This window comes from Pseudomonas frederiksbergensis (genome assembly GCF_000802155.2).
Lineage (GTDB): Bacteria > Pseudomonadota > Gammaproteobacteria > Pseudomonadales > Pseudomonadaceae > Aquipseudomonas > Aquipseudomonas frederiksbergensis_A.
In genome coordinates this window covers 1-5,085 of sequence record NZ_JQGJ02000044.1, presented here as the reverse complement: position 1 = coordinate 5,085, position 5,085 = coordinate 1, and the positions used below count along the sequence as shown (strand labels likewise).

General features: G+C 57.0%; 8 protein-coding genes. 6 read left to right on the top strand and 2 right to left on the bottom strand.

All coding sequences use genetic code 11. From position 1 onward, the window contains the following. A partial coding sequence (locus tag JZ00_RS31685) for a hypothetical protein (RefSeq protein WP_235433127.1) occupies positions 1-288 on the top strand: 288 nt, incomplete at its 5' end. 259 nt (positions 289-547) lie between these two features. On the opposite strand, the gene JZ00_RS29440 is transcribed toward JZ00_RS31685, so the two are convergent. After that, a complete protein-coding gene (locus JZ00_RS29440; RefSeq protein ID WP_039594699.1) occupies positions 548-835 on the bottom strand; it encodes a hypothetical protein in 288 nt (95 codons plus the stop codon). Between the two features lie 725 nt (positions 836-1,560). Here JZ00_RS29440 and JZ00_RS29435 point away from each other — a divergent pair. Further along, positions 1,561-1,878: a DUF1654 domain-containing protein gene (locus JZ00_RS29435; protein WP_039594698.1), complete on the top strand. Its 318-nt coding sequence runs from the start codon at positions 1,561-1,563 to the stop codon at positions 1,876-1,878. A gap of 37 nt (positions 1,879-1,915) precedes the next feature. Here JZ00_RS29435 and JZ00_RS29430 read toward each other — a convergent pair whose 3' ends face one another. Continuing rightward, complete coding sequence (locus JZ00_RS29430; RefSeq protein ID WP_039594700.1) at positions 1,916-2,743, bottom strand: S24 family peptidase; 828 nt, start codon at positions 2,741-2,743, stop codon at positions 1,916-1,918. A gap of 91 nt (positions 2,744-2,834) precedes the next feature. On the opposite strand from JZ00_RS29430, the gene JZ00_RS29425 reads away from it, so the two are divergent. The 4 genes from JZ00_RS29425 to JZ00_RS29410 all read left to right on the top strand — a co-directional run. Further along, positions 2,835-3,041 carry a helix-turn-helix domain-containing protein gene (locus JZ00_RS29425; protein ID WP_039594697.1) on the top strand — a complete coding sequence of 69 codons (207 nt, stop codon included), beginning with the start codon at positions 2,835-2,837 and terminating at the stop codon, positions 3,039-3,041. 67 nt (positions 3,042-3,108) lie between these two features. Further along, complete coding sequence (locus tag JZ00_RS29420; protein WP_039594696.1) at positions 3,109-3,540, top strand: phage regulatory CII family protein; 432 nt, start codon at positions 3,109-3,111, stop codon at positions 3,538-3,540. Between the two features lie 151 nt (positions 3,541-3,691). Beyond that, a complete protein-coding gene (locus JZ00_RS29415; RefSeq protein WP_039594695.1) occupies positions 3,692-4,354 on the top strand; it encodes a Rha family transcriptional regulator in 663 nt (220 codons plus the stop codon). A gap of 11 nt (positions 4,355-4,365) precedes the next feature. Further along, a partial coding sequence (locus tag JZ00_RS29410) for a helix-turn-helix domain-containing protein (protein ID WP_039594694.1) occupies positions 4,366-5,085 on the top strand: 720 nt, incomplete at its 3' end.

Here is a 5,085-nt window from a genome sequence, read left to right as displayed (position 1 = left end):
CGCCGGGTGCCTTCGTTGGAAGGGCTTGAGGTTGGCTATTTCATGGCGGTTATCCTCCGTTGTTCGCTCACTGGGCAGGCAGTGGCCACCTATCGAAACTGCATTGGAATGTCGGTCCTGACCAAGATGCCTAACTACGTCCGCCCGTTCGCATACAAACAGTTGGCCTGGATCAGCTTTTTTCATGGGGCGCCGACATTCCGATGCAGCCTCTTTCGAGGTGATCGGGCTGGTGTCCTATGGCAAAACCAGCAATGCCCCAACTACGTCTCTAGTTGGCAGAAGTGATGCAGGGGGCCGCTTTCGCGGTGTGTTCTCGTCCGCATCGGAGAGTGATCGAAACACCAGGGCGCTACTCCTGCTTGTTTCCCGCCGCGTTTTTGGTATTGGCCGTCTTGCTCATACCGGCCCAGGACATTCACGGGGCTTTGCGATCCTAGCGCTGCAGCCCGCTTGGGCACGCTTCGATCACTCTCCGATGCGGCCTGGTGCTGGGGAGTACCAGGTGCTCGGGCAGTTAACGACAGGCTGTCGTGGCGCTGGTTGTTTATTCGGTGCCAGTCAGCCAGCCCGGGGACTTTGCTTCGGATAGCCACTGACGAAGCGTTCCAAGAGGTTCGCCGTCATCGTCTACCCATTGCTTGTCGAGGATGGCGCCGACAGCCTCTTCGCAATCGCTTTCATCAACATCCTCAAGTTCACGCTCTACCATCTCGGCATGCAGCGCTCGGGCCTCTTCAACGGAGCTGGCCGCGTAGTAGTCATGCTCTTCCACGATGAACACGCGGAGCTGTTTGATGATCGGCTGACCATCGAGTGTCAGTTGTTCGGACATTTCAGGTACTCCGGTTGATTTCCCGTCTGGCCCTGTCACCAAGGCCAATCGGTGAAATCCCGGTCTCGCTACTGGCGACAGACCGGGTGTGTTGCGTCAGCGGTGTTGGCCAGTTACCCGCTGCTGATTGCAGGGCTGGCCGATCGTCTTCGTGGGTGGGCTTCGAGCTTCCTACTCACAGCGTCAAACAGCATCTGTTCGCCGTGGATCACAGGTCCTTACAACATGCACGCTACAGCTCTGAATGCCCTGATTGAGTGGGGCAGGGTGCATGAGGTCCGGCGTTCCCAGCCGAGGCTATCGGGACCGCTAATTCGATTCGGTGTCTCTCCCTTCTGCCGCTGGGATTCGCGGGGCGCATTGCATGCCGGGTCGTTCACTCGGTTCTGGCGTTTCACCATCGAGCAGCCGTCCAGGTTGTTCCTGTCGTTGGCAGGCTTTCGGGCCTGTCTGCTCGCCGGTCGCCGGTAGAGGCAATGCGGTCTGTTGTTTGTTGCGCTGGTTGTTAAAGAGCGGCGCGGCTTTCGCTGCTGACGCCCTGTTCGCTGGCGTTGAGATAAATTTAGAAAACTTAACAAAAAACGTCAACACTTATTTTAGATATCTTAACTACTGGGGCGGCGAAATACGCCTGAATCGCTGCTCCGTCAAGACTTACGCTGATCGAAATGTTCGGATAGTCTGCCCGTAAACTGTATGGATATACAGCAATCAAGGAGCATCCTATGGCGAGTCCCCAGAAGAAATCTCAAGAACAAAAGCCTGTTTCCGGAGTGGAGCGCCTAAAGCTCAGGGTTTCGAACATGATCAATCACCCGATCGCTCAGGATCGGAAGTGGGCAACCATCCACAGGCTTGATAGCGATGGTGATCGTGAGTGGGATGAAGTTATTGGCATGCTTTCCGAGGTCGACGGGATCGACATGACGTTCAATGACGAGGATGGGTCGGTTACGTTGAGCTGGGAGTCTGCCGCGGAGGAAGATCCTCGCGCGGAGGGTCACGAGGAATTTGATGCTGTAGAAGAGGCGGCGCCTTTCTGATTGCACAAAAAAGCCCGCCAGGGCGGCGGGCTTTTACTCAAGCTTTTCTGGCATTCCAGATCAACAGTACCTTTGCGTGAATCGTCACGTCGTCGATCCGGGCTGTCTGACTCTCGTAGTGCTTGTTGTCTGAAATCAATCTGTAGTGTTCTTCGTCCATCCGCATCACGCGCTTGATGTACAGCTCACCATGCCAGGTCAGCACGTATATTCCTTCGCCGATGAAGTCCCGTACACCTTTATCGACGATGACCAGGTCTTTATCGTTGATGGTGCCTTCCATGCTTTGGCCCCACCCGTTGATCATGCCGAGCGATGTTGCGGACGTGTACGTTATCCCTTTTTCCCGCAGGATTTCCTCTCGCACTACCAGGTTTCGAACTACCTCAGTGTAGTCAGGTGGGACCTGCCCATGCCCCATGGCAGCTCGGATATCGTATTGAGGGATCACGATCTCTTCATTCGTCGGTCGCAAGCTCGCGAGGTGGCCCGGGACGTAACTTCCTCCCTGCTCAACCGGATTATCGGCTTCGGCCGCCGCTGCTAGCATCATCTCTCGAGCCTTTTCCGATAGGTTCTTACCCGCTTTCGAAGCAAGCATCTTGGCCATCATTTCCACGGTAGACATGCCAGCTTTGGTGTCATCGTGGAGGGCTATATCAGCCGTGCCTACGCCATCGGACAGCCAGTCAGGTGAGCACTCCAGCGCCTTGGCTAACGCCAAAAGGTTTTTCCCTTTCGCCCCGTTCGTACCGCTCACCCAGAAGCTGACCGTCGCCTTTGATACGCCAGTCAATCTGCTGATGTCGGTAGCGCTGAGGTTGAGCGCCCTCATGCGCGAGGTGACGCGATCTTTAAATTCCATATTTAGGATTCTAAACATTTAAGTGTTTAGATAACTTGCCTTGCATTGTTAAGAACTCTAAACTCGCCGAAGACAACGGAGACAAGGCCCCATGACTTACGACGAAGCCCTGAAACATTTCGGTACCGGTCGCGCGATCGGGGACGCCCTAGGCGTGAGCAGCAGTCGCGTGTCGCAGTGCCGTACGACCGGTGGTTTTTCTTATCCCATGCAATGCGTGCTTGAAAAAGAATCCGGCGGGGCATTGATCGCTAAGCGTGAAGACGATCCAGCCCAGGCGATCAAGCAATCCGCCTGACCCGATGAGAAACATTTTGCAACCCGTGATGGCTTAGCGCCACGCGAGAAGAAACGAGGTTTTCGCAATGGAACATTTCGAGAGAACGCTGCACCGGGAAGTGAAGGCTGATGGCGGTACCGCCTTGGCAAAACGGATGGGGGTGAATGAAACCCGTCTGTTGGACTGCGCTAATCCAAATCGCGAGGCGCACCGGATGAACCTGGAGATGTTCGGACAGGTTTTGACTCATCTGTCTAGTGAGTCGCGGGCGATTGTCCTCAGCGCGCTCCTTGAAGAGTTCGGCTACTCGCTGGTGGCAAAGGAAGTGAAGGAAGTGAAAGCACTTCCTTCTGCTTTGGCGCTTGTTGGCAAGGAATTCGCGGACCTCACCGTTGCCGTGCACAACGCGCTCGGCGATGGGCACGTAACGCAGATCGAGAAAGCGGCGATCTGTAAGGAAATCGCGCATGTGCGCCGTGAGATCGACGCTATCGAAGCATCTGTAAGGGTGGCCTGAATCTCAGGCATAAAAAAACCGCCTGGCAGGGCGGTCCTTTCAACAAAACGTAAAACACTGTGGGGCCATTATGAACACCAACACCGCTCCAGGCAATACCCGCCATGTCGCGACACTTTTGGGTCAATCTGAAAAGGTGTCGTGTCACACCATGTCGTCACGCGAGATTGCCGAACTGACCGGCAGCAGTCACGACAACGTCCTGAAAACCATCCGAGCTTACGTCGCGAAGGGTGTCGTTTCTTCAAACGACACCCCCTATGTCCACCCGCAGAACGGCCAGGTCTACCGTGAGTTCCTGCTGACCCAGCGTGACACCCTGGTGGTGGTCTCGGGTTACAGCGTCGAGCTGCGGGCCAAGATCATCGACCGCTGGCAGGAGCTGGAAGCGCAGGTCGGGCAGTTCCAGATCCCGGCCACCTACGCCGAGGCGCTGCAAGCTGCTGCGGATCAGGCCCGCGACAACCAGTCGTTGCGCCTGGTGATTCTGGACCAGGAACCCAAGGTCGCTGCCATTAAGCGCCTGGCCGCCGCCGGCGGGGCGATCTGCATCACTGACTCGGCCAAGCAGCTGCAGGTCCAGCCCTGCAAGTTGTTCGCCTGGCTCGAACAGCACCGCTGGATCTACCGCCGCAAAGGCTCAAGGCGGTGGGTCGCTTATCAGCCTCGCATCACCTCCGGCTACATGGTCCACAAGGTCACCGCCCTGAAGGCTGACCCAGAGACCGGCATCGAGCGCGCCGCGTTCGACCCAATGATCACCCCCAAAGGCCTTGCCTACTTGGCCGAAAAGAATATCGGAGCCTCGCTGTGAGCGTTCAAGCAATGTCATGGGCGCTGTCGCTGCCCGTTCAAACCCTGAAGGACTCCAGCGCCCGCCACGTGCTGCTGTGCCTTGCCAACTATGCCGGGTCCAACGGGACTGGTGCCTTTCCATCGGCCACCACCCTGGCCCAGGACACAGGCCTGTCGGAACGCACCGTTCGTTACAAGCTGGACGCTCTGGAGGAGTCGGGCCTTATCAAAAAGGGAAACCAGGCTATCGCCGCGGTGCACATCGATCGCCACGACCGGCGCCCGGTGGTTTATGACCTTCAACTTGTACGGGGTGCAAATCCTGCACCCCGTGTAGAGCGGGGTGCAGATGACGCAACGGGGTGCAACTCACAACAGAACGGGGTGCAGCCTGAGACAGAACGGGGTGCAGAATCTGCACCCAATACGTCAATTAACCATCAAGTAACCGAACAGCAGCCGCAGCGCGAGATTTCCGATGTGGTTGCCGAGCAGGACGGCCAAGCCCTCGAGGGCACCGATCCGCGTCAACGCTTTTCCATGTTCGCCGAATGGGCATACAACCCCAAGCAGTTGGAAAGCCAGCTCCACCTGATGGGCCTGAAATTCAACGCCGTCACCGATGAAACGGTCGGGTCGTTCAAGGGGTTTTTCATCGCCAAGAGCGAAACCCGCGACTCGGACAGTGGCTGGTGTTACCGCTTGGCGAAGTGGATCAAGCGTGAGAGCGCCGTGAAGCGTGGCGAGCCC

What these genes read in the sequence shown, in the direction of transcription:
- JZ00_RS29425 (WP_039594697.1), top strand. Translation starts at nt 2,835, where the DNA reads ATGACTTACGACGAAGCCCTGAAACATTTCGGTACCGGTCGCGCGATC.
- JZ00_RS29435 (WP_039594698.1), top strand. Translation starts at nt 1,561, where the DNA reads ATGGCGAGTCCCCAGAAGAAATCTCAAGAACAAAAGCCTGTTTCCGGA.
- JZ00_RS29440 (WP_039594699.1), bottom strand. Translation starts at nt 835, where the DNA reads ATGTCCGAACAACTGACACTCGATGGTCAGCCGATCATCAAACAGCTC.
- JZ00_RS29420 (WP_039594696.1), top strand. Translation starts at nt 3,109, where the DNA reads ATGGAACATTTCGAGAGAACGCTGCACCGGGAAGTGAAGGCTGATGGC.
- JZ00_RS29430 (WP_039594700.1), bottom strand. Translation starts at nt 2,743, where the DNA reads ATGGAATTTAAAGATCGCGTCACCTCGCGCATGAGGGCGCTCAACCTC.
- JZ00_RS29415 (WP_039594695.1), top strand. Translation starts at nt 3,692, where the DNA reads ATGTCGTCACGCGAGATTGCCGAACTGACCGGCAGCAGTCACGACAAC.